General features: G+C 65.4%; 22 protein-coding genes, 2 pseudogenes and 1 other annotated feature. Of the genes and pseudogenes, 9 read left to right on the plus strand and 15 right to left on the minus strand.

The annotated features are described in order from the left end of the window. The first annotated feature begins 28 nt into the window (after window positions 1-28). Together EBS_RS06870 and EBS_RS06875 are read left to right on the plus strand one after the other, a co-directional pair. Window positions 29-1,686 (plus strand): annotated as a pseudogene (locus tag EBS_RS06870) (ABC transporter ATP-binding protein). After that, window positions 1,640-2,629 (plus strand): hydrolase, encoded by a 990-nt coding sequence (locus tag EBS_RS06875; protein ID WP_231892778.1) that lies wholly within the window; start codon window positions 1,640-1,642, stop codon window positions 2,627-2,629. Before EBS_RS06870 ends, EBS_RS06875 begins: the two are co-directional and overlap by 47 nt. 270 nt (window positions 2,630-2,899) lie before the next feature. Here the strand turns inward: EBS_RS06875 and EBS_RS06880 are convergent, their stop codons facing one another. Further along, entirely contained in the window at window positions 2,900-3,400 is a 501-nt protein-coding gene (locus tag EBS_RS06880) for a hypothetical protein (protein WP_148307689.1), read from the minus strand. 308 nt (window positions 3,401-3,708) lie between these two features. Here EBS_RS06880 and EBS_RS06885 point away from each other — a divergent pair, with 308 nt between their 5' ends. Continuing rightward, a complete protein-coding gene (locus EBS_RS06885) occupies window positions 3,709-3,945 on the plus strand; it encodes a hypothetical protein (protein WP_043109393.1) in 237 nt (78 codons plus the stop codon). A 6-nt stretch (window positions 3,946-3,951) separates the two neighbouring features. Here EBS_RS06885 and EBS_RS06890 read toward each other — a convergent pair whose 3' ends face one another. The 14 genes and pseudogenes from EBS_RS06890 to EBS_RS06960 form a co-directional block, all read right to left on the minus strand. Continuing rightward, window positions 3,952-4,401 (minus strand): lytic transglycosylase domain-containing protein, encoded by a 450-nt coding sequence (locus EBS_RS06890; RefSeq protein WP_148307690.1) that lies wholly within the window; start codon window positions 4,399-4,401, stop codon window positions 3,952-3,954. After that, window positions 4,388-4,522, minus strand: coding sequence for a hypothetical protein (locus EBS_RS14005; protein ID WP_171816206.1), 135 nt, complete (start codon window positions 4,520-4,522; stop codon window positions 4,388-4,390). The genes EBS_RS06890 and EBS_RS14005 overlap by 14 nt, the downstream gene beginning before the upstream one ends. Before the next feature lie 213 nt (window positions 4,523-4,735). Then, window positions 4,736-5,356: a DUF938 domain-containing protein gene (locus EBS_RS06900; protein WP_043109395.1), complete on the minus strand. Its 621-nt coding sequence runs from the start codon at window positions 5,354-5,356 to the stop codon at window positions 4,736-4,738. Further along, window positions 5,344-5,832: a YchJ family protein gene (locus EBS_RS06905; RefSeq protein WP_043107956.1), complete on the minus strand. Its 489-nt coding sequence runs from the start codon at window positions 5,830-5,832 to the stop codon at window positions 5,344-5,346. Before EBS_RS06905 ends, EBS_RS06900 begins: the two co-directional genes overlap by 13 nt. A gap of 52 nt (window positions 5,833-5,884) precedes the next feature. Continuing rightward, entirely contained in the window at window positions 5,885-6,589 is a 705-nt protein-coding gene (locus EBS_RS14265; protein WP_043107958.1) for a thioredoxin domain-containing protein, read from the minus strand. 89 nt (window positions 6,590-6,678) lie between these two features. Continuing rightward, on the minus strand, window positions 6,679-10,479 hold the full coding sequence (gene hrpA, locus EBS_RS06915; RefSeq protein WP_148307691.1) for an ATP-dependent RNA helicase HrpA: 3,801 nt from the start codon (window positions 10,477-10,479) through the stop codon (window positions 6,679-6,681). Further along, window positions 10,365-11,573 (minus strand): annotated as a pseudogene (locus tag EBS_RS13625) (IS3 family transposase). Before EBS_RS13625 ends, hrpA begins: the two are co-directional and overlap by 115 nt. After that, window positions 11,190-11,306, minus strand: a sequence feature (AL1L pseudoknot). (Overlaps the previous pseudogene by 117 nt.) A 13-nt stretch (window positions 11,574-11,586) precedes the next feature. Continuing rightward, complete coding sequence (locus EBS_RS06930) at window positions 11,587-11,862, minus strand: hypothetical protein (RefSeq protein WP_043107959.1); 276 nt, start codon at window positions 11,860-11,862, stop codon at window positions 11,587-11,589. 107 nt (window positions 11,863-11,969) lie between these two features. Then, entirely contained in the window at window positions 11,970-12,392 is a 423-nt protein-coding gene (locus EBS_RS06935; RefSeq protein WP_043109399.1) for a phosphate-starvation-inducible protein PsiE, read from the minus strand. A 395-nt stretch (window positions 12,393-12,787) separates the two neighbouring features. Continuing rightward, window positions 12,788-13,498: a 2-C-methyl-D-erythritol 4-phosphate cytidylyltransferase gene (gene ispD / locus EBS_RS06940; protein ID WP_043107960.1), complete on the minus strand. Its 711-nt coding sequence runs from the start codon at window positions 13,496-13,498 to the stop codon at window positions 12,788-12,790. After that, entirely contained in the window at window positions 13,491-13,796 is a 306-nt protein-coding gene (ftsB, locus tag EBS_RS06945; RefSeq protein WP_171816207.1) for a cell division protein FtsB, read from the minus strand. Before ftsB ends, ispD begins: the two co-directional genes overlap by 8 nt. An 82-nt stretch (window positions 13,797-13,878) precedes the next feature. After that, complete coding sequence (gene eno / locus EBS_RS06950; protein ID WP_043107961.1) at window positions 13,879-15,156, minus strand: phosphopyruvate hydratase; 1,278 nt, start codon at window positions 15,154-15,156, stop codon at window positions 13,879-13,881. Between the two features lie 58 nt (window positions 15,157-15,214). Next, complete coding sequence (kdsA, locus tag EBS_RS06955; protein ID WP_043107962.1) at window positions 15,215-16,048, minus strand: 3-deoxy-8-phosphooctulonate synthase; 834 nt, start codon at window positions 16,046-16,048, stop codon at window positions 15,215-15,217. After that, window positions 16,045-17,706, minus strand: coding sequence for a CTP synthase (locus EBS_RS06960; RefSeq protein WP_171816208.1), 1,662 nt, complete (start codon window positions 17,704-17,706; stop codon window positions 16,045-16,047). Before EBS_RS06960 ends, kdsA begins: the two co-directional genes overlap by 4 nt. A gap of 392 nt (window positions 17,707-18,098) precedes the next feature. Between EBS_RS06960 and EBS_RS06965 the strand changes: the two genes are divergently transcribed. From EBS_RS06965 to ccoP, 6 genes are all read left to right on the plus strand, one after another. After that, a complete protein-coding gene (locus EBS_RS06965; protein WP_052199379.1) occupies window positions 18,099-18,593 on the plus strand; it encodes a sulfur globule family protein in 495 nt (164 codons plus the stop codon). Window positions 18,594-18,733: 140 nt separating this feature from the next. Next, on the plus strand, window positions 18,734-19,498 hold the full coding sequence (gene fnr, locus EBS_RS06970; protein WP_052199380.1) for a fumarate/nitrate reduction transcriptional regulator Fnr: 765 nt from the start codon (window positions 18,734-18,736) through the stop codon (window positions 19,496-19,498). Window positions 19,499-19,655: 157 nt separating this feature from the next. After that, window positions 19,656-21,068 (plus strand): cytochrome-c oxidase, cbb3-type subunit I, encoded by a 1,413-nt coding sequence (gene ccoN, locus EBS_RS06975; protein WP_043107963.1) that lies wholly within the window; start codon window positions 19,656-19,658, stop codon window positions 21,066-21,068. A 14-nt stretch (window positions 21,069-21,082) separates the two neighbouring features. Then, complete coding sequence (gene ccoO / locus EBS_RS06980) at window positions 21,083-21,709, plus strand: cytochrome-c oxidase, cbb3-type subunit II (RefSeq protein WP_043107964.1); 627 nt, start codon at window positions 21,083-21,085, stop codon at window positions 21,707-21,709. 12 nt (window positions 21,710-21,721) lie between these two features. Continuing rightward, window positions 21,722-21,934 (plus strand): CcoQ/FixQ family Cbb3-type cytochrome c oxidase assembly chaperone, encoded by a 213-nt coding sequence (locus EBS_RS06985; protein WP_052199381.1) that lies wholly within the window; start codon window positions 21,722-21,724, stop codon window positions 21,932-21,934. After that, complete coding sequence (ccoP, locus tag EBS_RS06990; protein ID WP_043107966.1) at window positions 21,931-22,836, plus strand: cytochrome-c oxidase, cbb3-type subunit III; 906 nt, start codon at window positions 21,931-21,933, stop codon at window positions 22,834-22,836. Before EBS_RS06985 ends, ccoP begins: the two co-directional genes overlap by 4 nt. The last annotated feature ends 67 nt before the right edge of the window (window positions 22,837-22,903 follow it).

The raw sequence follows: 22,903 nt of genomic DNA on the forward strand, positions 1-22,903 counted from the left end.
GCCTGCCCTGCCCCCGGATACTGCCCTCATGCCCACTCCTGTCGTCTCCGCTCTGCGTTCCGAGACCTACACCCTATCGGAACTGCTCACCATGATTACCCGCCACCGGCGCGAACTGGTGGCCGCCAACCTGATCGCCGTGCTCGGCGCCCTGGTCTCGGTGCCGGTGCCCCTGCTGATCCCGCTGCTGGTCGACGAGGTACTGCTCGACCAGCCCGGCGCCACCGTGGCCCTGATGCAGCGCCTCTTTCCCGAGGCCTGGCAGGGACCGGTGCTCTATATTAGCGCCATCCTGCTGCTGACGTTGTTTCTGCGCTTTCTGACACTGGTGTTCAACGTCTGGCAGACACGAGAATTCACGCTGATCTCCAAGGAAGTGATCTTTCGCATACGCCGCGACCTGCTCGAGCGCCTGCAACGATTCTCCATGAGTAAATACGAACTGCTGGGCTCGGGCACCGTGGCCTCGCACCTGGTGACCGACCTGGATGCGATCGACCAGTTCGTCAGCCAAACCACCAGCAAGTTCGTGGTGGCCGTGCTCAGCGTGGTCGGCACCGCGCTGGTGCTGCTGTGGATGCACTGGCAACTGGCGTTGTTCATCCTGTTGCTCAACCCGGTGGTGATCTGGATCACCACCCGCTTCGGGCAGAAGGTCAAGCACCTCAAGCAACAGGAAAACCGCGCCTGGCAGGCCTTCCAGGAAACCCTGGCCGAGACGCTGGACGCCATCGCCGAGATCCGCGCGGCCAACCGCGAGCGGAATTACATCCGGCGGGTGATCGAGGCAGCCGCCGGCATCCGCGACCGTTCGGCCAGCTTCACCTGGCGCAGCGACGCCGCCAACCGGCTGTCGTTCATGGTATTCCTGTTCGGCTTCGACGCCTTCCGCTCCCTGTCGATGATCATGGTGCTCTACTCGGGGCTGACCATCGGCGAGATGCTGGCGGTATATGCTTACCTGTGGTTCATGATGAGCCCGGTGCAGGAGATCCTGAACATCCAGTACGCCCTGCATGCCGCGCGCGCCGCCCTCGGGCGCATCAACAAGCTCATGGACGTGGGGCTGGAGCCGCATTACCCCCACCTCGAAAATCCCTTCGCAGGCCGCCTGAGCACCAGTATCGAGGTCGAGGACCTGTGTTTCAGCTACGACGGCGAGACCCCGGTGCTCAATCACCTGAACCTGCGCATCGCCGCCGGCGAGAAGGTCGCGCTGGTCGGCGCCAGCGGCGGCGGCAAGACCACCCTGGTGCAGATCCTGTTGGGCCTGTACATACCGCAGCAGGGTACCGTCCGTTACGACGGCGTGCCGGTGGAACGCATCGGCCTGGACGTGGTGCGCGAACACGTGGCCACCGTGCTGCAGCAGCCTGCACTGTTCAACGACAGTATCCGCGCCAACCTCACCCTGGGACGCGAGCTGCCCGAGGAACACCTGTGGCAGGCACTGGAGATCGCCCAGCTCGCCGAGGTGGTACGCCACCTGGACGACGGACTGGAGACACACATCGGCCGCGACGGCGTGCGCCTCTCGGGTGGGCAGCGGCAACGCCTGGCGATTGCGCCCTGGTGTTCGAGAACGGCCAGATCGTCGAGGACGGCAGCCACGAACAGCTGATCCAGGGCGGCGGTCTCTATGCCCGACTCTACCGGCGCCAGGAACATGCCCCGGGTACAAAGTGAGTTCCGGCCAGCCTGGTGGCTGCGCGGCGCGCACGCCCAGACCCTGTGGCCCACCCTGTTCCGGCGCGGTCCGCGCATCGCGCTCGAATGGGAACGGGTCTCCCTGCCCGACGGCGACTTCATCGACCTCTGCTGGCACGGGCCTCGCGACGGGCCCATGGTGCTGTTCCTGCACGGCCTGGAAGGCAGCATCCATTCCCACTATGCGCGCGGCATCCTGCGCGAGCTGGGCCGCCGGGGCTTTCGCGCCTGCCTGATGCACTTTCGCGGTTGCTCGGGCGAACCCAACTGGCTGCCGATCGCCTACCACAGCGGCAAGACCGACGACCCGCTGTGGCTGATCCACCACCTGCACGAACGGGGCGAAGTGTTCGGGGCAGTCGGCGTCTCGCTCGGCGGCAACGTGCTGCTCAAGCTGCTGGGAGAACTGGGTGAGGCGGTCCCGCTGCGCCGCGCGGCGGTGATGTCGGTGCCTTTCGTGCTCGATCACGCGGCCCGGCGCCTGCGCCAGGGCCTGTCCCGCCTGTACGAACGCCACCTGATCGGCCACCTGCAACGCAGCTTCGAGCGCAAGTTCGCCCGCCTGAGCTGTCCGCTGTCGGTCGAGGTGCGCCGCTTGCGCAGCTTTCACGCCTTCGACGACCAGGTGACCGCCCCCCTGCACGGCTTCGCCGGGGTAGACGACTACTACCAGCAGGCGAGCAGCCGCCAGTTCATCCCGAAGATCCGCATCCCCACGCTGATCCTGCACGCGCTGGACGACCCCTTCATGTTCCCGCACACCGCGCCCGACGCCGAAGAACTGCCCGAGTGCGTGCGCCTGGAGATCGCGCCTCGCGGCGGTCACATGGGTTTCGTCACGGGCCGCTGGCCCTGGCGAGCCGATTACTGGGGTGAGCGACGGCTGGCGTCATGGATCGCCGGGGAAGTTCACCCCCCGTAGGAGTGGCGTCCTCGCCGCGAATATTCGGCCCGGGGACGGGCCTCCTACACCACCTGTGGGAGCGGCGTCCTCGCCGCGAATGTTCGGCCCGGGGACGGGCCTCCGACAGGTGGGAGCGGCGTCCTCGCCGCGAATGTTCGGCCCGGGGACGGGCCTCCGACAGGTGGGAGCGGCGTCCTCGCCGCGAATGTTCGGCCCGAGGACGGGCCTCCTACACCACCTGTGGGAGCGGCGTCTCCGCCGCGAACGGGCATCCCCCGCCGCAAGGGTTCAGCGCGACGGCGGATAGGCCGCGCGCGGGTCCATGCCGTAGCCCGGCCAGTAGCCGGGACCGCCAGGGGCCGAGGGCGATCCCCAGTCACGGGGCCAGGCGGGCACCTGCGGGGGCGTGGTCCAGGCCGCGGGTGGACGGTAACGGGGGGCGTCGTCGGCTGCGGCGCTCGAGGTCGACGGCAATGCGGATTGCGCCGGCGCCGCGCCACCTGCCACAGCCTCGGCGGCGACCGGAGCCGCTGTTTTCGGTGCAGCGGCGACCGGCTCGGTCGACAGCGTCTCGCCGGCCGTCCCGACCCCATGCGACACGGCCGGTGCCGGCTCATCCCTGGCAGCCGGCACCGGCTTCGAGTCGCCCTCTACCCGCGGTTCGGCAGGCTCGGGGACCGCCGGGAACAACCAGGTCCCGGCCACCCCCAGCAGGGCGAACACCGCCAGCCCCAAGGCCAGCAGCGGGTTACTCTGTACATCATCCTGCTCGATCACGCGCATGATCACCTCGTTCTCCACCTTGCGACCAGCCTGCTGGAGGCTACGACAGGCGCTGTCTTGTTGAAACCGCCCGGCACCAGTGAAGTGTCATACCCCGTACGCCAGACGCTTTCGCGGGTTTTTGCCTTCACGGCCGCGTGCTAGGCTAGACGACCAATGATCGATTCCCTTGCCCCGCTTGCGGGGAGATGAGAGTCAACGTCAGCCTGGATTCCCCCTCCCGACCTCTCCCACGCGTGGGGGAGGAGAACGAAGGCGCCGTGTTCAGGGCGCTCCAGGCAATCACTCAACAGCCGAACCAAAGCGACAACGCCATGCCCTATTTCGTGTATTACGTCACCGTCAATCCGGACAACAACACCAAGAAGCTGGAATACATCGACACCAAGGACAACTACCGCGAGGCTCGTGCCCTGGCGCGCGAGATTCGTGCCGGCATGGACCGCAGCAATCCCCACCGCGAATGCCGGATGATCTTCGCCAAGACGCAGGTGGAGGCAGAAAAGCTGTTGAGCGTCCCGCGCGAAGAGCGGGTGATCGGCGAGGACTGAGCCGGCTCAGCGCCGGGCGAGCTGCGCGGCGGCGCGGTATTCCTTGTAGTAGCGCAGCACCTTCTCGACGTAGTCCTGCGTTTCCGGGAACGGCGGCACCCGGTTGCCGTACTGGGCGACCGCGCTCTCGCCGGCATTGTAGGCCGCCAGCGCCAGCCGCAGATCGAAATCGAAACGCTCGAGCAACTGCCGCAGATAGCGTGTGCCACCACGCAGGTTCTGGCGGGGGTCGTACGGATCGGTCACCCCCAACTGGCGGGCCGTCTCCGGCATCAACTGCATCAACCCGCGCGCGCCCCTGGAAGAGACGGCATCGGCACGATAGGCCGATTCTGCCCGGACCACCGCGTGCACCAGCTCGGGCCGCAGGCGCTCGGCACGCGCGGCCGCATCGATCAAGGGGCGGAGCGCCTTGCGCCGACGCTCCAGCGCGGCCAGTGAATCACCCCCCTGCACGGCGAGACTTCTTCTTCGGCGTGCGGTAGCGCTTGAGCAGCTTGTACTGGCCCTTCATGGGCTTGTCGGTCAGGTAGATGTGACCGTCGTAGTCCCGGTACTTGTAGATGTCGGCCGACACCGCTCCCCCCAACAACAAGAGGCTGGCGGCAAGCACAGCGGCAGACCAGGACGCGCTACCCATGTTTCACTTCAAGATGCTGTTGCAAGACACTGATTCCTCGGGCGCCATTACCGGACACCTGCGAGAAGCCTAGCAAGCCCCCCGCCGGAATGCCATCGGCCAGGCACGAGATTGCTTGAGCGGCACGCCCAGGTGTGACGGCCTTCCCCTTCAGTCCGTGACCGCGGGCTCCCGGGTCCAGCACAGGATCTTGTTGTCGGCGGGCATGTCGACGGTTTGCGTCAGCGCCAACCCGGCCCGCTGCCCCAGCTCCCGCAGCCAGGCAACATCGCGCACCCCCATGCCCGGATCCTGCGCGCGCAGCCACTGGTCGAAACGGGCATTGCTCGGCGCGGTAGGCCGCCCGTCGATATGGAAAGGCCCGTACAGCAGAAAGACTCCGCCGGGGCGCAGCACCCGCCCCGCCCCGTCGAACATGGCCACGACTTCGGGCTCGTACAGGATGTGCGCGGTATTGGCGCTGAACACTGCGTCGAACGGTCCGACAGGCCAGGGATCGCGCACCACGTCCAGCGCGATCGGCGCGAGCAGGTTGGGACTGGGCCGGTAATCGCGCCAGGCGTGGATGCCCGGCAGGTTTTCTGCGCGATCGCTGGGCTGCCAGGTCAGATGCGGAAACTCGGGCGCGAAATACACCGCGTGCTGCCCGGTACCCGAACCGACCTCGAGCAGGGAGCGAACCTCCGGACCGAGCCAGTCGCGCAGCACCGCCAGGATGGGCGCCCGGTTCTGCTCGCAGGACTCGGCAAAGGGGCGGTTCACTGTCCGCAGCACTTCTTGAACTTCTTGCCGCTGCCGCAGGGACAGGGGTCGTTGCGCCCTACCCTGGGCCCTTCCTTGCGCTGGGTCTGCGGCTTGGGGATCTCGCCGTCCACGTAGTACCAGCGGCCATCCACCCGCGCGAAGCGGCTGCGCTCGTGGTGCCGGCGCGGCTGGCCGTTTTCGGTGAACCGGGCGATAAACTCGACCATGCCGGTTTCTTCGTCCGGCCCGCCGCCCTCGGTGGCCACCACCTCCAGCCCCAGCCATTGCGAGGCGGCTGCCCAACGCGCCGTGGCGGCGCGGTCCCAGTCGCTGCGATGCTCGGGATGCAGGGTCTCGCCCAGGTAGTCGATAGCCTCGACCACGTAGGCCGAATAGCGCGAACGCATCAGCGCCTCGGCAGTCGGCGCCGGGCGTTCGCCGGCAATGAAGGGCCCACAACAGTCGGCGTAGGCCAGGCCAGAACCACAATGACAGGCCGTCATGGCTTCTCCGCTTTCATTGATGAAGACGGCGCGGATTCTACGCCATGTACGCTCAGCCCGCCTGCTCGTCGGGTGACCAGTACTCCATCCCGGACGGCGCATCGGGGGCCGCATCGATAAAGCAGCCTGGCGCGGTCGTTGCCGGCACGGGCGCCGGTTGCCCCTGCAGCAGGGCATCCAGCGCCGAACCCAGATAGCGGCGCGTCACCACCTCGCGGGTGAAGCCGATCCCGTACTGATCGTCCACCGCGCCGCGGAACACCAGCCGCTGGTCCGCATCCAGCACGAACACATCGCCTGTACTCTGCACCCCCAGCACCCGAGCCAGGTCGAAGGCATGCCCTCGAATGAACACCACCGGCCCGTCGAAACCCGCCGCATCGGAAGCAATCGCCTCGGGTGCCAACAGGTCGTTCAGGTACAACACCACGAAATGGAAGCCCAGGGGCTGGTATTCACGCGCCAGGCGCGCCTGCCGCGGCCCGTAGATCCGCGACACCGGACATTCCGGATCACGCACCAGGATCACCGTGCCGCGCTCCCCGCCCAGATCGTGCAACGACGCCTTGGCACCAAACACCGTGCCCAGCACCTGGTCGGGGATGCGTCGCCCGATACCTGCCTCCGACGGTTTCAACAACTGCGGCCCCATCCACTCGGTTGGCTCCCGGCCCTCCGGCGGTTCGATATGCCCCGCCAGAGCCCAGGCCGACCAGGCCAGCAGACCCACCGACAACCACCGCACGATGGCAAGCATGACGACTCTCCGTGTTGACCTCTGTCCTCATGAGACCCGGCGGGAGACGAAAAGCGTTCAGGCCGGACAGGAAAGCGCCACTACCGGCCCTACAAGCCCAGCTCCCGCCAACGCTTTTCGATGCGCTTGACCGATACCGGGCCGTCAGTGCCGACTTCCTGGGCGAACAGGGAGATGCGCAGTTCTTCGAGCAGCCAGCGGATGGCTTCCAGCCGGGGGTCGATCTGGCCCTTTTCCCTGACCTGCTGATACCGGACACGCCAGCGTTCGAGCAGCCCGGCTATCTCGCGCATGGCGGCCTGATCACGGGCCTGGCCGCCGGAGCGCAGCTTGTCGATGCGCCGCTCCAGCGCGCGCAGGTAGCGTGGGTACTGTTGCAAGCGCTCGGCGGGGACCTGCTCGATAAAGCCCTGCCAGATCAGGTCGTCGAGCTGCCGATTCATGTCCTGTGCCGCGGCGAGCAGGGCAAGCTGGTTCAGCCCCGATAGCGTCTTGCGCAGGGCCTGATAGCGGCCGAGGATGTCGGCGACCAGCTCCACGGTCTGCTCGAAGGTCTCGACCAGCCGTTCGCGCCCGGCATCGTACAGGCGCTGGAAGGCGGCGCGGTCGCGCGGGAGTTCGCCATCGGAAAGGAAGGCCCGGTCGAAGGCGAGTGCCAGGATCTGTTCTTCCAGCGCCGGGGGCTTGCCGCCCTGCCCCGCGTCCGCCGGTGCCTTGGCGTATTGCAGGCGCAGGGTCTGCAGGTTGGGGATACGCCGGCGCAGGTCCTTGACGGTGCTGCGCAGGCGCAGCATCAGCAGGCGGCGCACCCCGGCATGGTGGGCCTCCTGCGCCCGCGCCTGCGCGTCCAGGCAGTGAATGGCCACGCTGTCGCCCTCGTCCACCAGCGCCGGCCACAGGCTCAGCTTGAGGCCGTCGCGCCGGGTCTCGATGCGCTCGGGCAGGTCATCGAAGTCCCAGTCGCGCAGGCCCTCGCGCGCCAGTGGGCAGACTTCGTCCACGGTCCCGGCCCCGGCAGCGGCACGCTCCCCCCATTCGCGTTGCAGTGCGGCCAGATCGCGCGAGACGGCCAGTTCTTCCAGGCCGTCGGCCGAGAGCAGACGGATGCGCAGACGCAGATAGGGGTCGAGCCGGTCCTCATCCCAGGCATCCTCGGGAATACGCACACCGGTGAGCCGGTGCAGCACCTCGGCCAGCGCCTGACGCAGCGGGGTGTCGCTCGGGGTGAGCCGTTCACGCGCGCGCCGCGCGAAGTCGGGCGCGGGCACGAAATGCCGACGCAACGACTTGGGCAAGCCGCGGATCATGGCGGTGATCTTCTCTTCGAGCAGACCCGGCACCAGCCAGTCCACGCGCCCCGGCGCGAGCTGGTTGAGCAGAGGTAACGGCAGGTCCAGGGTGACACCGTCGGCCTCACTGCCCGGCTCGAAGTGGTAGCGCAGCGGCAGGCGCGCACTGTGCAGTTCCAGCGCGTCGGGGAACTGCGCCTCGTCCAGCCCCGGGTCGCGACGGCGGATGTCCTCGGGACGCAGGTGCAGGATCTTCGGGTCCTTGTGGCGGCGCAGCCAGCGCTCGAGCTGGGCGGTGCTGTAGATGCCCTCGGGGATGCGCTGATCGTAGAAGGCGTACAGGGCCTCTTCGTCGACCAGGATGTCACGTCGCCGCGCCTTGGCCTCTTCTTCGTGCAACTCGGCGATCAGCCGCTGGTTGTGGCGCCAGAAGGGCGCGCGGGTGTGCAGCTCGCCTTCCACCAAGCCGAAGCGGATGAACAGCTCGCGCGAGGTCTTCGGGTCAATCGGCCCGTAGTTGACGCGCCGACGCGGCACGATGGGCAGGCCATAGAGGGTGACCTTCTCGTAGGCCCCCACCTGCCCCCGCCGTGCCTGCCAGTGCGGTTCGGAATAGCTGCGGCGCACCAGATGCCCGGCCAGACGCTCGATCCATTCCGGCTGGATGCGCGCCGCGGTGCGCGCATACAGGCGGGTGGTCTCCACCAGCTCGGCGGCCATCACCCAGGCCGGGCGCGACTTGAACAGCACCGAGCCGGGGAACAGGTGGAAGCGGCTGTTGCGCGCGCCCAGGTAGTCGCGCTCGCGCCCCTGCGCGCGCTGGCCGATGTGACTCAGCAGGCCCGAGAGGATGGCCTGGTGGACGGTCTCGTAGCTGGCCGGCTCGCTGTTGTCGCGGTAGCCCATGGCGTGCATCTGCTCGCGCAGCTGGCGATGGATGTCCTCCCATTCGCGCAGGCGCAGCGGGGAGACGAAGTGCTGGCGACAAAGGCGCTCGAACTTGCGCCGCGTGAGGTGGCGCTTGCGCTCCTGCAGAAAGCCCCAGAGTTGCAGCAGCGAGAGAAAGTCCGAATCCTCGTGTGCGAACAGGGCATGCGCCTCGTCGGCCTGCTGCTGCTTGTCCAGCGGGCGTTCGCGCGGGTCCTGCACCGACAGTGCCGCGCCGATCACCAGCAGCTCACGCAGGCAGCCGGTGTGCGCCGCCTCGAGCAGCATGCGGCCGATGCGCGGGTCCACCGGCAGGCGCGCGATCTGGCGTCCCAGGCGGGTGATCTTGCGCGCACCGTCCACCGCGCCGATCTCGTGCAGCAGGCGGTAGCCGTCCTTGATGTAGCGCGCATCCGGCGCATCGACGAAGGGAAAGGTTTCGATGTCGCCGAAACCCAGCAGCTTCATCTGCAGGATGACCGCGGCCAGGTTGGTGCGCTGGATCTCGGGCTCGGTGAAGGCCGGGCGCAAGAGGAAATCCTCTTCGGAATACAGGCGAATGCACACCCCGGGCGCCACCCGGCCGCAGCGCCCCTTGCGCTGCTCGGCGCTGGCCTGCGAGATGGGCTCGATGGGCAGGCGCTGGATCTTGGCGCGCGCCGAATAGCGGCTGATGCGCGCCAGGCCGGTGTCGATCACGTGGCGGATGCCGGGCACGGTGAGCGAGGTCTCGGCCACGTTGGTGGACAGCACGATGCGCCGCGCGCCGCCGGGATGGAAGATGCGCGCCTGCTCGCTCGGGCTCTGGCGCGCATACAACGGCAGGATCTCGGTGGACGGCGGGTGATGCTTGCGCAGATGCTCGGCGGCCTCGCGGATCTCGCGCTCACCCGAGAAGAACACCAGGATGTCGCCGCGGTCCTCGGCGGCCACCTCGTCCACCGCATCGAGCAGCCCTTGCAGGCGATCCACCCCGCCCTCCTCGGCCTCGGGCGGCGGCCGGCAGCGGACATCGACCGGGTAGGTGCGGCCCGAGACCTCGATCACCGGGACATCATCGAAGTGCCGCGCAAAACGCTGCGGGTCGATGGTGGCCGAGGTGACGATCAGCTTCAGGTCCGGGCGCTTCGGCAACAATTGCTTGAGGTAGCCCAGCAGGAAATCGATGTTCAGGCTGCGCTCGTGCGCCTCGTCGATGATGAGGGTGTCGTACTCGTTCAGCCAGCGGTCGCCCTGGATCTCGGCCAGCAGCATGCCGTCGGTGAGCAATTTGATATGGGTGTTGTCCTGCACCCGGTCGGCAAAGCGCACCTTGTAGCCCACCGCCTCGCCCAGCGGGCGTTCCAGCTCCTCGCTGATGCGCGCGGCCAGGCTGCGCGCGGCGATGCGCCGCGGCTGGGTATGGCCGATGCGCCCGGCCACCCCACGCCCCAGCGACAGGCAGATCTTGGGCAGCTGGGTGGACTTGCCCGAGCCGGTCTCGCCACAGAGGATCACCACCTGGTGCTCGGCGATGGCCTTGAACCGCCCCGGATATTCCGGAGACTGTTTTGTTTGAGTCAGGCCGCCTTGGCAGACTCTTTCTGTTGGCGATAATACGCCGCTTCCAACTCCGCCGGTGGCACGTTGCCAATAGGCTCCAGCAGCCGCCGGTGGTTGAACCAGTCCACCCACTCCAAAGTGGCATATTCGACCGCCTCCCTATGCTTCCAGGGGCCTCGCCGGTAGATAACCTCGGCCTTGTACAGACCGTTGATCGTCTCTGCCAGAGCGTTGTCATAGGAGTCCCCTCGGCTACCGACCGAGGCATCAATGCCGGCCCCGGCCAGGCGCTCCGTGTAGCGCACCGACAGGTACTGACAGCCTCGGTCACTGTGGTGCACCAGGCCCTCTGTGTCCTGGCGCGACCATAGCGCCTGCTCCAGCGCATCCAGCACCAGGTCGGTCTTCAGCGACCGGGAGACACGCCAGCCCACGATCCGTCGGGCATAGACGTCCACGACAAACGCCACATAGACAAACCCTGTCCAAGTCGCCACGTAGGTAATGTCCGCCACCCACAACTGATTCGGGCGGGTGGCAGTAAACTGCCGCTTCACCCGGTCCAGTGGTCGTTCCGCCGTCGTGTCGCCGATCGTTGTCCGGCAACGGCGGCCTCACACCACACCCCGCAACCCCATGACACGCATCAGACGTTCCACCGTGCAGCGGGCTACCTCGATGCCTTCCCGGTTGAGCTGCCGCCATACCTTCCTGGCACCGTACACCTGGAAGTTCTCTTCCCAGATCCGTCGAATCTCGTCTGACAGGGCGCGATCCCGCTGCAATCGCCGCGGCAGTCGCTGTGGATCGGCCTCACGGGCCTTGTGCTCATAGTAGGTGGACGGGGCGATCGGCAGCACCGCGCAGATCGGCTCGACCCCGTAACGATCCCTGTGATCGTCGATGTACGCGATCATCTCTTCAGTTTGCGGTCGAGCTCCGCCTGGGCAAAAAAAGCCGACGCCGTCTTCAGAATCTCGTTGGCCCGCCTCAGCTCCCGGTTCTCCCGTTCCAAGGCCTTGAGCCGCTCGCGCTCCGACGTCGTCAGACCCTCACGCAGTCCTTGATCACGCTCGGCCTGTCTCACCCATTTGCGCAGTACAGCCGATCTTGGCCGCGATGGAGGTCATCGCCGCCCATTGGGAATCATGCTCGCCCTGATGATCAAACACCATGCGAACCGCCCGTTCCCGGACCTCAGGGGAATATCTCTTGCTCGTATCCATAGACTCTATCCTCTCAAGAAATGGAGTCTCCGGGAAACCCGGGGCGGTTCACCTCGCGGATCTCCTCGAGCCGCTCGACCACCGGCAGTTCTTCGGGAAAGCGCGGCTGCGGCAGGGCCTCGGCACGCTGCGCGAACAGGGCACGCGAGCGCGCCAGGCGTTGCTCGAAACGCGCCCGCAGATCCGCCGCCTCGGGATCGCGCGCCAGCGCCTGTGCCATGCGCCGCAGGGCGTGGCGATCGCGGATCAGGCAGTCGTCGAAGAAGCGCGGCAGGGAGTCGGCGTTCAAGGCGAGCGGGTCGGCAGATCGGGAAAGGGGCGTATGTTAGCAGAGCAGCAGCCACCGGAAACGGCGCGACAAGGCCGGTATTGCGTCACCTTGTTCGGTGGAAAGGTCTATGGGTCTGCGTCTATCGATTGGCCAGATTTACTTTCATTGAGATATGCAAACTTGCTGTGACCATATCTGATCACCAGCACCGTTACTGCTATCAGCAGAATTGCACTGCCTATACCCAGTATTCTCCAGGTATCCAGATTCTTCATATCCAGAATCAGATATCTTGCCAGAGCCACGATGGCAATATAGAGAGGCATTCTCACGGGCAGCTTTCCTGATTCCAGATACACTGCAACCATTGCCAACACCTCAAGGTAAATGAACATCAACAAGAGATCGGCCAGCGACACCCTGCCAACCTCCAGCATGGAGGATACTTCAAACCCAAAGGCAATCAATGTTGATATCGAAACTATTCCCAGGCCGACGCTTTCTATCGAACGAAGCAACCTTGTGCTTTTTTCTTTTACATCTTTCAAGATAAAGATACCTCTACAATGCAAAGCCAACGTCTCGCGCAATCTGCAACCAGCTGCATGGCAGCCGAAAGTGAACGACACTCTTCGGCGCCCGAATCGGCACTAGTGTCAGCACCCTGCCCAGAAGGTTATGGCTCCTGCCTGCCATGATGGAAACAAAGATAAGCCAGCCCGATCCAAATATCGAGCACCAAGGAACCCCTGAACAAGTCCACATTCTCCCCCATGATATGGGGGAGGTTGGGGGGGGACCTGACGGACAAGGAGTTATGCCTCCTCCGGACCTCCCCAGCAAGCAGGGGAGGAACTTGTCCGGAGGTTTCCCAACGCCCTCATCAAAGGCTTGCAGAAGAGGCGCGGTTCTTGCGTCCCTTGTGGTTGGTTTTTTGCCCCCCTCAATGAGGCGTGATGCCGTCCTGGAGATAGAAGGCCGCCAATTCCAGGTCGCCGGGGCGGGTGATCTTGATGTTGCTGGCGAGTCCTTCGACCAGCAGGGCCGCATGTCCGGCCCATTCCATGGCACTCGCCTCGTCGGTCACGGTCACGCCGGCGGCGAGCGCGCCTTCGATGGCCTCGCGCAGGGCGCGCAGGCGGAACATCTGCGGAGTAAAGGCGTGCCAGAGGTGTTCGCGCTCGACGGTGCGGCGCACCCGATCGTCCTCGCCGCTGCGTTTCATGGTGTCGCGCACCGGCACGCCCAGCAGGCCGCCGGCCGCGTCGCTGGCCTCCACCCGTTCGATCAGGCGGCTGATCTCCTCGCGGCGCACGCAGGGACGGGCGGCATCGTGCACCAGCACCCAGTCGTCGGGGGCAGCGCGTCGTTCGAGCGCGAGCAGGGCATTGAGCACCGAGTGGACCCGCTCTGTCCCGCCGGGCACCCGCACCAGATCGGGGTGCATGGCGTATTCGGTGTCTTCCCACCAGGCGTCCTGCTCGCCCAGGGCGATGTAGAGGCCATCGATGCCGGGGTGCAGCAGCAGGCGCTCGACAGTGTGCTCGATGACGGTCCGCCCGCCCAGCGGCAGGTACTGCTTGGGGATGTCCGAGCCCATGCGCCGCCCCACCCCGGCGGCGGGGATCACGGCCCAGCGTCGTGGTTCACTCATGCCCTGCCCCCGCTTCCGGTTCGATCAACTGAAAGTAGGTCTCGTCCTCGCGGATCAGGCCCAGCTCGCGCCGCGCCCGCGCCTCGATGGCATCGGCGTCCTTGCGCAGGCTCTCGACCTCGGCGCGCAGGGCGGCATTGCGCGCCCGCAACGCCTCGATACGCGCCTGCTGGTCGGCCAGCTGGTGCTCGAGCGCACGCACCTCGGCCAGGCTGCCCTCGCCCACCCAGAGGCGGTATTGCAGCATCAGGAACAGCACGGCCAACAGCGCGATCACGAGCCGGATCGGCCAGCTCATGCGTGCCCGCCTCCCTGCGCAGGACGCACAAAGGCCCCCGCGGGGGCCTTTTCGGCGGTCGTTCCGGTACCGGCGCGTCGGGTCAGAAGCAGGGGAAGGCCTCCTTGCCGGCCCACACTGCCTCGTCGCCCAGCGATTCCTCGATGCGGATCAGCTGGTTGTACTTGGCCACGCGGTCGGAACGCGACAGCGAGCCGGTCTTGATCTGGCCGGTGCCGGTGGCCACCGCCAGGTCGGCGATGGTGGTGTCCTCGGTCTCACCCGAGCGGTGCGAGATGACCGCGCTGTAGCCGGCATCCTGCGCCATGCGGATCGCCGCCAGCGTCTCGCTGAGGGTGCCGATCTGGTTGAACTTGATGAGGATGGAATTGGCGATGCCGCGGTCGATACCCTCGCGCAGGATCTGCGTGTTGGTCACGAACAGGTCGTCGCCGACCAGTTGCACACGCGAACCCAGACGCTCGGTGAGCAGCTTCCAGCCGTCCCAGTCGCCCTCGTCCATGCCGTCCTCGATGGAGATGATGGGATACTGGTCCACCCAACCGGCAAGAAAATCCACGAAGCCGGCCGCGTCGAAGGACTTGCCCTCGGAGGCCAGCACGTACTTGCCGTCCTTGTAGAACTCGGAGCTGGCCGCATCCAGGCCCAGGTAGATGTCCTCGCCCGGCTTCAGGCCGGCTTTCTCGATGGCCTCGAGGATCACCTCGATGGCCTCTTCGTTGGAGCGCAGGTTGGGCGCAAAGCCCCCCTCGTCGCCCACGGTGGTGGCCAGGCCACGGCCGCCGAGTACCGACTTGAGGGCGTGGAAGACCTCGGCACCGAAGCGCACCGCCTCGCGGATCGAGCCGGCGTTGACCGGCAGAATCATGAATTCCTGCAGATCGACGCTGTTGTCGGCGTGCTCGCCGCCGTTGATGATGTTCATCATCGGCACCGGCATGCGGTAATTGCCATCACCCAGGTGCTGATACAGGGCCATGGCCTGCTCCTGCGCGGCGGCGTGCGCGGCGGCCAGCGAGACGGCGAGGATGGCATTGGCGCCCAGGCGCGACTTGTTCTCGGTGCCGTCGAGCTCGATCATGGCCGTATCCAGGGCCTGCTGGTCGCTCACCTCCATGCCGCGCAGACGGTCGGCGATCTCGCCGCTGGCATTCCCCACGGCCTTGAGCACGCCCTTGCCCAGGTAGCGCGACTTGTCGCCGTCGCGCAGTTCCAGCGCCTCGCGCGAGCCGGTAGAGGCACCGGACGGCGCGGCAGCGCGGCCGATGGCACCGTCGGCGGTGATGACATCCGCCTCGATGGTGGGGTTGCCGCGCGAATCGAGGATCTCGCGGGCCCGGACTTCGATGATTTCAGACATGCACTACTCCTGAAAACCTATTGTTATTTCGATAAACCTTGCCATCCGGCAGCCAGCGCTACAGGGTCGCCTCGATGAAGCCGCGCGCCTTGACCACCTGGTCGAGCGCGACCAGGGTCTCGAGCAGCTCGCGCATGCGGTCGAGCGGCCAGGAATTGGGGCCGTCGGAGAGCGCGCGCTCGGGATCGGGATGGGTCTCCATGAACAGGCCGGCCACGCCGGCGGCCACCGCCGCGCGCGCCAGTACCGGCACGTGCTGACGTTCGCCGCCCGAGCAGTCGCCACGCCCGCCCGGCTGCTGCACCGAGTGGGTGGCGTCGAACACCACCGGGCAGCCGGTCTCGCGCATCACCGCCAGGCCGCGCATGTCCGAGACCAGGGTGTTGTAGCCGAAGCTCACGCCGCGCTCACAGACCATGATCTGTTCGTTGCCGGTCGCTTTCGCCTTGGCCGCCACCTTGGCCATGTCCCAGGGCGCGAGAAACTGTCCCTTCTTGATGTTCACCGGGCGGCCAGTGCGCGCCACGTTCTGGATGAAATTGGTCTGCCGGCACAGGAAGGCCGGGGTCTGCAACACGTCGACCACCTCGGCCACCTCGTCGAGCGGCGTGTCCTCATGCACGTCGGTGAGCACCGGCACGCCGATCTGTTCCTTCACCTGTTGCAGGATGCGCAGGCCTGCTTCCAGCCCCGGTCCGCGAAAACTCTCGTGCGAGGTGCGGTTGGCCTTGTCGAAGGACGACTTGTAGATGAAGGGCACACCAAGCGCGTCGGTGATCTCCTTGAGACGACCGGCCACATCCAGTGCCGACTGCTCGCTCTCGATCACGCAGGTGCCGGCAATCAGGAACAGGGGCCGGTCGATGCCGACCTCGAATCCACAGAGCTTCATGCTGTCTCCACCGCCTGCGAGGCGCCCAGGCGCTTTTCACGATACGCCAGCGCGGCCTCGAGAAAACCGCTGAACAACGGATGGCCGTAGCGTGGTGTGGAGGTGAACTCGGGGTGGAACTGGCAGGCCACGAACCAGGGGTGATCGGGTATCTCGACCATCTCCACCAGGCGGCCGTCGATGGAGGTGCCGGCGACCTTGAGGCCGGCGTCTTCCAGGTCCTGCCGGTAGCCGTTGTTGAACTCGTAGCGATGACGGTGGCGCTCGCGGATCACGTCCTTGCCATAGAGCCGGCGCGCAATGGTGCCCTTGGCCAGCTTGCAGGGCTGTGCGCCCAGGCGCATGGTGCCGCCCAGGTCGGTGTTCTCGCTGCGCTGCTCGACGGTGCCGTCGGGATTGAGCCACTCGGTGATCAGTGCGATCACCGGGTGCGGGGTGTCACGCACGAACTCGGTGCTGTGCGCACCCTCCAGCCCGGCCACGTGGCGCGCGTACTCGATGACCGCCACCTGCATGCCCAGGCAGATGCCCAGATAGGGGATGCCGTTCTCGCGTGCGTGCCGCGCAGCGGCGATCTTGCCCTCGACCCCGCGCTCGCCGAAGCCGCCGGGCACCAGGATGGCGTCCATGTCGTGCAGCGCCGTCAGGGTGCCATCGGACTCCAGCTCCTCGGAATCGATGAAGTGGATGTTGACCTTGCGCCGCGCGCGGATGCCGGCGTGGATCAGCGCCTCGTTGAGCGATTTGTACGACTCGGTGAGATCGACGTACTTGCCCACCATGGCGATGTCCACCTCACCCTCGGTGTAGGTCAGGCCATCGACCACCGCCTGCCATTCCGAAAGGTCGGCCGGAGGCACCTCCAGGCGCAACTGTTCGACCACGATGTCGTCGAGCTCCTGCTCGCGCAGCAGCAAGGGGATGCGGTAGATGCTGTCGGCATCCACCGCCGAGATCACCGCGCGCTCGGGCACATTGGTGAACAGCGCGATCTTGCGCCGCTCGCCCTCGGGGATGGGCTGCTCGGCACGACACATCAGCACATCGGGCTGGATACCGATCGAGCGCAGCTCCTTGACCGAGTGCTGGGTGGGCTTGGTCTTGATCTCGCCGGCGGTGCGGATATAGGGCACGAGGGTGAGATGCACAAACATGGCATTCTCGCGGCCCAGCTCCACGCCCATCTGGCGGATGGCCTCGAGGAAGGGCAGCGACTCGATGTCGCCCACGGTGCCACCGATCTCCACCAGCACCACGTCGGCCCCGCCCGCGCCCACGCGGATGCATTCCTTGATCTGGTTGGTGATGTGCGGGATCACCTGTACCGTGGCGCCCAGGTACTCGCCGCGGCGCTCCTTGCGGATCACCTGGTCGTAGATCTGGCCGGTGGTGAAGTTGTTGTTCTTCCCCATCGTGGTGCGGATGAAGCGCTCATAGTGCCCCAGGTCGAGATCGGTCTCGGCGCCATCCTCGGTGACGAATACCTCGCCATGCTGGAAGGGGCTCATGGTGCCCGGATCCACATTGATGTAGGGATCGAGCTTGATCATGGTGACAGAGAGGCCCCGGGCTTCGAGAAGCGCCCCCAGGGAAGCTGCGGCAATACCCTTGCCAAGGGACGAGACGACACCGCCCGTGATGAAGATGCACTTGGTCATGTGGCCGAAAGAGACAGCTCGTGGAAAGGGTTACGGACGGGAGACAAGTGTACTAGGAATCGCTGCCGGCGTCAGTGCCTTTCGCCCCGGGGACGGCCTCCTGCATGTGGGAGCGGCGTCCCCGCCGCGAACGGTTCGACCCGGAGACAGCCCCCACCCCTCTGCCCGAATCAGACCCGCCACGCACACCGCAAAAAACGACATAAATCAAGTCGCATTGGACACCACCAAAATTACTTTATCAACAGATGCTTAACGACAAAACCCGGACGCATTTCGGCTGGCGACCCCCAGGTATCTGGACTATATTTTTTGTCCAACAGGGACGATGACGCCACCGGACATCCAGGCCGGCGCCATGAAACAAACCACAAAGTCAGGAGTATTTATCGATGCGCATGATCGCGAAGACCCTGGGTGCCATGACCCTGGTCGGCACCCTTGCACTGACCCTGTCGTCCGCCCAGGCCAGTTCCTGGGGGCCCTGGGGCAACAACGGCTCCGGCTACGGCAACAGCCGTGGCAGCGGCGACTTCGTCGGCGACGGCACCGGCGAGGGCCAGGCTGAGTTCGGCATGAATTTCAAGGGCCGCGGCAACACCCGTGGCAACTTCCGGGGGACGGGAGACACCGACTGGAGCGGCAACACCTCCAGCTACGACGCCCCCTACGGGTACGGGTATCCCGGCTATGGCTATGGTTATCCGCCGCCCCCGCCACCGGCCTACGGCACCCCCTACGGCGCTCCCTGGGGCGGACCGGGTTATCGCCCGATGATGCCCATGATGCCACCGCCCGGCTACTATCCGCCGCAACCGCCCCGGCAGCAGCCGGCACCCCAGCCACAACAGCAACAACCCCAGCCCCCGGCACCTCAGCAACGCTGAGACCGCCCCGAAAAATCAATCTGGGTTAAGGAAAAGGCCGCCGTCCCCGGACTGCGGCCTTTTTTATGCCGAAAAAGCTGGCATATGGCTGTGGTTCACGCCAAAATCTGAAGCACGAGTCACAGCAGGATCAGCAATCCATGGGCGAGAAATCCAAGGTCGTATCGATCGATGGCATCAAAGTGGCTTGCGCCAATTGCAGCCTGGCCACCCTGTGCCTGCCCTACGGGCTCGAATCGCAAGATGTCGAACGTCTGGAGAATATCGTCAAGCGTAACAAGCCCATCCAGCGCGGCCAGTTGCTGTATGGGCCGGGCGACCAGTTCCGCAGCCTGTACGTGGTCAAGACCGGCGCGGTCAAGACCTTCACTCAGACCCCGGCCGGCGACGAGCACGTCATTGGCTTCCACCTGCCTGGCGAGATCCTCGGGCTCGACGCCATCCAGGACAACCAGCACGGCTGTTTCGCCAAGGCCCTGGAGACCACCGCGGTGTGCGAGCTGCCGTTCGAGAAGCTCGAGCACCTGGCCACCGCCATTCCCGGCCTGCAGCACCAGATGCTGCGTCTGCTCAGCCGCGAGGTGAGCGCCGAGGCCAACATGATCTCGCTGCTCAACAACAGCACCGCCGAGGAGCGCCTGGCCTCCTTCCTGCTCAGCCTGTCCGAGCGTTTCCGCCGCCGCGGCTTCTCGCCCACCGACTTCTTCCTGGCCATGTCACGGCAGGACATCGGCAGCTACCTGGGACTGGCGCTGGAGACGGTCAGCCGACTGTTCACCCGCTTCCAGGAACAGGGCGTCCTCGAGGTCGATCGCAAGCACGTGAAGATCAAGGACCTGGATCATCTCAAGCAACTGCTGCGTCACCACACGCCCTGCCACGCCTCTCTGAACCGCTCTTCTTGACCCACCTCAAAGGGAGCGCGACATAAAGTGTTCCCTTATATCGTGTTCAGTTCCATTTGATCTGGGTCAAGGACGGAATTGCCCATCGGATTAGTCTCCCGCTCAGGCGGCAATTTTGTCGCCGAAGCCCTTTTCACTTGGGAGTTGGGAGACGCAAATGCAAGCAGAAACCTATAATTACAAGGTCGTGCGGCAATTTGCGATCATGACCGTCATCTGGGGCATCGTCGGGATGCTCGTCGGCGTGATCATTGCGGCACAGTTGGCCTTTCCGGACCTCACCCACGGCATCCCCTGGCTGAGTTACGGCCGGCTCCGGCCGTTGCACACCAACGCGGTCATCTTCGCCTTCGGCGGATCGGCCCTGTTCTCCACGTCCTATTACGTGGTGCAGCGGACCTGCCAGACCCGGCTGTTCTCCGACAAGCTGGCCGCCTTCACCTTCTGGGGATGGACGGCGATCATCGTGCTGGCCGCCATCACCCTGCCGCTGGGCATCACCACCACCAAGGAATACGCCGAACTCGAATGGCCGATCGACCTGCTCATCACCGTCGTCTGGGTGAGCTACGCGATCGTGTTCTTCGGCACCATCGCCAAACGCCGGGTCAAGCACATTTACGTGGCCAACTGGTTCTACGGCGCCTTCATCCTGACCATCGCCCTGCTGCATGTGGTCAACAGCGTCGAGATCCCGGTTACCCTGACCAAGTCCTACAGCTTCTACCCGGGCGCCGTCGATGCCATGGTGCAGTGGTGGTACGGCCACAACGCGGTGGGCTTCTTCCTCACCGCCGGCTTCCTCGGCATGATGTACTACTTCGTGCCCAAGCAGGCCGGCCGGCCGGTGTATTCCTACCGCCTCTCGGTGGTGCACTTCTGGGCGCTGATCTCCACCTACATGTGGGCCGGTCCGCACCACTTGCACTACAGCGCCCTGCCCGACTGGACCCAGACCATGGGCATGGTCTTCTCCCTGATCCTGCTGGCACCCTCCTGGGGCGGCATGATCAACGGCATCATGACCCTCTCGGGCGCCTGGCACAAACTGCGCACCGACCCGATCCTGAAGTTCCTGATCGTGTCGCTGTCGTTCTACGGCATGTCCACCTTCGAGGGGCCGATGATGTCGATCAAGACCGTCAACGCCCTGTCGCACTACACCGACTGGACCGTCGGCCACGTGCACTCCGGCGCCCTGGGCTGGGTGGCCATGGTGTCGATCGGTTCGCTGTATTACCTGATCCCGCGCCTGTTCGGGCGTGAGTCCATGTACAGCACCAAGCTGGTCGAACTGCACTTCTGGATCGCCACCATCGGCGTGGTGCTCTACATCGCTGCCATGTGGATCGCCGGCGTCATGCAGGGTCTGATGTGGCGCGCCGTCAACGCGGACGGCACCCTGACCTACTCCTTCATCGAGTCGGTCGAGCGGACCTATCCGTTCTACTACGTGCGCCTGCTCGGCGGCCTGCTGTTCCTCACCGGCATGCTGATCATGGCCTACAACACCTGGAAGACCGTGTCCGACGCGAAGGCCGTCGATGACACCGTCCCGGCCGCAGCCTGACAGGAGGACAAGTCATGTCACATGAAGTAGTCGAAAAGAATGTCGGCCTGCTGGCCATCCTGATCCTGCTGGTGGTCAGTGTCGGCGGCCTGGTGGAGATCGTTCCGCTGTTCTTCATGAGCGACACCACCGAACCGGCGCCGGGGGTACACAAGTACAGTACCCTGCGCCTGGAAGGCCGCGACATCTATATCCGCGAGGGCTGCCACACCTGCCACTCGCAGATGATCCGTCCCTTCCGCGCCGAGACCGAGCGCTACGGCCACTACTCCGTCGCGGGCGAGTCGGTGTACGACCACCCCTTCCTGTGGGGCTCCAAGCGCACCGGCCCGGACCTGGCCCGCGTGGGCGGTCGCTACAGCGACGACTGGCACTATGCGCACCTCTACAACCCGCGTGACGTGGTGCCCGAGTCCAACATGCCCGCCTTCACCTGGCTGTTCGACAACAAGCTGGACGGCAAGGACACCGCGGCCAAGATGCGTGCCCTGAACACGGTCATCGCGGCCACCTGTCCGAAGTGCGAGCTCTACACCGATGAAGAGATCGCCAACGCCCAGAAGGAAGTCGCCGGCAAGACCGAGGCAGAGGCCGTGGTGGCCTACCTGCAGGGTCTCGGCCTGGCTTCCAAGCAGTGGTAAGGAGGACCCGGCATGTTCGACATCACGCTCAACGACATCCGGGCCTGGCATACCGCGGTGATGCTGTTTACCTTCATCGGCATCATCCTCTGGGCCTACAGCAAGAACCGTCGTCCAGCCTTCGACGAGGCTGCCAACCTGCCGTTCGCCGACGAGACCCTGCATCAGCAGTCCGTTGAAGCGCTTCAGGCAGAAGACGCATCCAACAAGGAGAATCTGTCATGAGTGCATTCTGGAGTGGATGGATCATCGTCCTCAGCGGCCTGAACATCATCGCCTGCTGGTGGCTGATCCGCTGGACCATGAAGAAGCGGGCCGGCGAATCGGCCCAGGGCGACGTCACCGGCCATGTCTGGGACGGCGATCTGCAGGAATACAACAATCCCCTGCCCCGTTGGTGGCTGTGGTTGTTCTACGGCACCCTGGTGTTCGCTGTCATCTACCTCATCCTGTATCCCGGCATGGGCAACTGGAAGGGGATCCTCGGCTGGTCGTCCCACGGCAGCCAGTACGAGGCGGAGATGGCGCGGGTCCACGCCAAGTACGACCCCATCTACAAGCAGTACGCCGCGGTACCGGTGGCCGAGCTGGCCAGCAAGCCCGAGTACAAGGAAGCACGCGAGATGGGCAAGCGCCTGTTCCTGACCTACTGCATGCAGTGTCACGGTTCGGACGCTGCCGGCGCACGGGGTTTCCCCAACCTTACCGACAACGACTGGCTGCATGGCGGCAAGCCCGAGGACATCGTCAAGAGCATCACCGATGGCCGTACCAGCATCGGCATGCCCGCACATGCCCACCTGGGTGACGACAAGATCGCCAAGCTGACCCAGTACGTGCTCAGCCTGAGCGGTCGTGCCTCCGACCAGGCCGCCGCCGAGGAAGGCAAGCAATTGTTCACCTCGGCGGGTTGTGTCGGCTGCCATGGTCTGGACGCCAAGGGCAACCAGGCCCTGGGCGCGCCCAACCTGACCGACAACATCTGGCTCTATGGCGGCAGCCCCAAGACCATCGAGAAGAGCATTCGCGAGGGTCGCAAGGGCGTCATGCCGGCGCACAAGAAGCTGCTTGGCGAGGACAAGATCCACCTTCTCGCAGTCTACGTGAAGAGCCTCTCCAACCAGTAATACACTGGTAACACGTGCCGGGCGGAGAACTCTCCGCCCGGCCCACCCGACATCCATCATCATCGAC

Source organism: endosymbiont of unidentified scaly snail isolate Monju (assembly GCF_000801295.1).
Classification (GTDB): domain Bacteria; phylum Pseudomonadota; class Gammaproteobacteria; order Chromatiales; family Chromatiaceae; genus MONJU.

Bases quoted from the DNA above. Each gene is read 5' to 3' on its own strand.
- EBS_RS06965 (WP_052199379.1), top strand. From the start codon at position 18,099: ATGCGCATGATCGCGAAGACCCTGGGTGCCATGACCCTGGTCGGCACC.
- ispD (WP_043107960.1), bottom strand. From the start codon at position 13,498: ATGAGTGAACCACGACGCTGGGCCGTGATCCCCGCCGCCGGGGTGGGG.
- EBS_RS06885 (WP_043109393.1), top strand. From the start codon at position 3,709: ATGCCCTATTTCGTGTATTACGTCACCGTCAATCCGGACAACAACACC.
- ccoO (WP_043107964.1), top strand. From the start codon at position 21,083: ATGTCACATGAAGTAGTCGAAAAGAATGTCGGCCTGCTGGCCATCCTG.
- EBS_RS06985 (WP_052199381.1), top strand. From the start codon at position 21,722: ATGTTCGACATCACGCTCAACGACATCCGGGCCTGGCATACCGCGGTG.
- EBS_RS06960 (WP_171816208.1), bottom strand. From the start codon at position 17,706: ATGACCAAGTGCATCTTCATCACGGGCGGTGTCGTCTCGTCCCTTGGC.
- eno (WP_043107961.1), bottom strand. From the start codon at position 15,156: ATGTCTGAAATCATCGAAGTCCGGGCCCGCGAGATCCTCGATTCGCGC.
- EBS_RS06875 (WP_231892778.1), top strand. From the start codon at position 1,640: ATGCCCGACTCTACCGGCGCCAGGAACATGCCCCGGGTACAAAGTGAG.
- EBS_RS14265 (WP_043107958.1), bottom strand. From the start codon at position 6,589: ATGCTTGCCATCGTGCGGTGGTTGTCGGTGGGTCTGCTGGCCTGGTCG.
- kdsA (WP_043107962.1), bottom strand. From the start codon at position 16,048: ATGAAGCTCTGTGGATTCGAGGTCGGCATCGACCGGCCCCTGTTCCTG.
- ftsB (WP_171816207.1), bottom strand. From the start codon at position 13,796: ATGAGCTGGCCGATCCGGCTCGTGATCGCGCTGTTGGCCGTGCTGTTC.
- fnr (WP_052199380.1), top strand. From the start codon at position 18,734: ATGGGCGAGAAATCCAAGGTCGTATCGATCGATGGCATCAAAGTGGCT.
- EBS_RS06905 (WP_043107956.1), bottom strand. From the start codon at position 5,832: ATGACGGCCTGTCATTGTGGTTCTGGCCTGGCCTACGCCGACTGTTGT.
- ccoP (WP_043107966.1), top strand. From the start codon at position 21,931: ATGAGTGCATTCTGGAGTGGATGGATCATCGTCCTCAGCGGCCTGAAC.
- ccoN (WP_043107963.1), top strand. From the start codon at position 19,656: ATGCAAGCAGAAACCTATAATTACAAGGTCGTGCGGCAATTTGCGATC.